General features: G+C 49.6%; 5 protein-coding genes, 1 tRNA gene and 1 pseudogene. All 7 read right to left on the reverse strand.

Annotated features, from left to right (window positions below):
* A pseudogene (locus ACJMM9_RS16860) lies at positions 1 to 213 on the reverse strand (50S ribosomal protein L1); the annotation flags it as partial.
* Between the two features lie 40 nt (positions 214 to 253).
* A complete protein-coding gene (gene rplK, locus ACJMM9_RS16865) occupies positions 254 to 679 on the reverse strand; it encodes a 50S ribosomal protein L11 (RefSeq protein ID WP_014545990.1) in 426 nt (141 codons plus the stop codon).
* Positions 680 to 710: 31 nt separating this feature from the next.
* Complete coding sequence (nusG, locus tag ACJMM9_RS16870) at positions 711 to 1,250, reverse strand: transcription termination/antitermination protein NusG (protein ID WP_088640951.1); 540 nt, start codon at positions 1,248 to 1,250, stop codon at positions 711 to 713.
* Positions 1,251 to 1,253: 3 nt separating this feature from the next.
* Positions 1,254 to 1,442: a preprotein translocase subunit SecE gene (secE, locus tag ACJMM9_RS16875; protein WP_014545992.1), complete on the reverse strand. Its 189-nt coding sequence runs from the start codon at positions 1,440 to 1,442 to the stop codon at positions 1,254 to 1,256.
* Positions 1,443 to 1,461: 19 nt separating this feature from the next.
* Positions 1,462 to 1,534: transfer RNA gene (locus ACJMM9_RS16880), tRNA-Trp, on the reverse strand.
* 12 nt (positions 1,535 to 1,546) lie between these two features.
* Positions 1,547 to 1,699, reverse strand: coding sequence for a 50S ribosomal protein L33 (rpmG, locus tag ACJMM9_RS16885; RefSeq protein ID WP_088640950.1), 153 nt, complete (start codon positions 1,697 to 1,699; stop codon positions 1,547 to 1,549).
* Positions 1,700 to 1,710: 11 nt separating this feature from the next.
* Positions 1,711 to 2,122 (reverse strand): EF-Tu/IF-2/RF-3 family GTPase (locus ACJMM9_RS16890; RefSeq protein ID WP_405322710.1); only part of this gene is annotated, 412 nt, incomplete at its 5' end.

Consider the following 2,122-nt stretch of genomic DNA (forward strand, 5'->3'; position numbering starts at 1 on the left):
GACCTGACGACCGGTACCATGCGGAAGCACGACAGTGCCACGAACCACTTGGTCGGAATGTTTTGGGTCCACACCGAGATTGAAGTGTACTTCGACCGTCTGGTCGAACTTCAATTCGGACTTTTTGAGTATTTCGATTGCTTCCTTCAAATCGTACGCCTTGGTGCGATCGAAAGATTCAGCAATCTTTTTGTATTTTTTTCCTCTGAACATGAAATTTTCCTGTCAGATACGTAACGGTGAATTACCTGCCTCAGTCAACCACTTCAATACCCATGGAACGAGCAGTGCCCGCAACCATGCGCTTGGCGGCTTCGAGGTCGATTGTGTTTAGATCCGGCATCTTCTTTTGGGCGATTTCCGTGATCTGGGCTTGAGTGATCTTGCCAACTTTCTTACGGTTGGGTTCACCAGAGCCGCTCTGCACGCCAGTAGCCTTCTTGATGAGGGCCGGAACCGGCGAGACCTTCGTGATGAAGGTGAAGCTCTTGTCAGCGTAGACCGTGATGACGACCGGCACAATCATGCCCTTGTCATTCTGAGTCTTAGCGTTAAACTGTTTGCAGAACTCCATGATGTTCACACCCTTCTGACCAAGGGCAGGACCTACCGGAGGAGCTGGGTTAGCTGCGCCACCGGGAATCTGGAGCTTAATATAACCTGTGATTTTCTTTGCCACTGTATTATCTCCGTTTCAAAGACCGTATCAATTATGCGTCGGCGGATTCGACTTGGTTAAAAGCGAGTTCGACTGGCGTAGAACGACCAAAAACGGAAACCATGACCTTGATCTTGGCTTCCATAATTTCATCTACGACGCCCACAAAGCCCTTGAAAGGACCTTCCTTGATGCAGACATTTTCGCCAATTGTGTACGGAATTTGGATCTCGCCTTCGATGGAGTTTTCAGGATCAACACCCAGAAGACGATCGACCTCGCTCTGACGAAGCGGAATAGGTACTCGAGAAGCGCGAGTCATTCCGCCGAAATGGGTGACACCATTGATGGTGGACACCAGGTGCTGGGTGAGCTCGTCCAGCTCCATTTCAATAATGATATATGCAGGAAACAAATTTTGGACGCTAACACGACGCTTACCGCGAACGTTGGAAACAACTTCGCGGATAGGTACGAGTATACGTCCAAATTTATCTTGAACGCCTTCGCGCTCAATCATTTGCTCAAGGCGTTTCTTGATATTGTTTTCTTGACCGGTAAAGGTGTGAACGGCATACCACTGCATGGACATACACTAACCTCTACCCATAATGAAATTTACAATCCAAGAGAGCACAAAGTCGAGCCCTGCAATATAGAATCCCATGATAACGCTAAAAAGCATTACAACAAGAGTAGAACCCTTAAGTTCTTCCCAGGTGGGCCAAGTAACCTGTTTCAGTTCTTGGACAGATTCTGATACATATTGCTGAACCTTACGCATTTTTTCTCCGGGAAGTGAGCAGGTCGAGAGGGACTCGAACCCCCAACCAACGGTTTTGGAGACCGTGACTCTACCAATTGAGCTATCGACCTATTCGGACTTCCTTACTTGGATTCCTTGTGAACAGTATGCTTGCGGCAGAAGCGGCAGTACTTCTTGTATTCCACGCGGGAAGGATGAAGACGCTTGTTCTTGTCGCAATCATAGTTGCGCTGACCACATTCTGTGCATTCAAGCACGATGAGTTCTCTGGGCATTTTTTACTCTATTACTTGATGATTTCGGTTACAGAACCTGCACCAACCGTGCGGCCACCTTCGCGGATAGCGAAGCGGAGCTGCTTTTCCATAGCGATCGGAGCGATGAGGTTCACGTGGATCGTGACCGTGTCACCCGGAGTCACCATTTCAACACCTTCCGGGAGCTGGATCGTGCCAGTAACGTCGGTGGTGCGGAAGTAGAACTGCGGACGGTAGCCGTTCATGAACGGCGTGTGGCGACCACCTTCGTCCTTCGTGAGAACGTAGATTTCAGCCTTGAATTCGGTGTGCGGAGTGACAGACTTCGGAGCAGCGAGAACCATGCCACGGACAATGTCCTTCTTTTCAGCGCCACGGAGGAGGAGACCAACGTTGTCACCTGCCTGAGCGTCGTCGAGAAGCTTGCGGAACATTTCAACA

Source organism: Fibrobacter sp., from assembly GCF_045112255.1.
Classification (GTDB): Bacteria; Fibrobacterota; Fibrobacteria; order Fibrobacterales; family Fibrobacteraceae; genus Fibrobacter.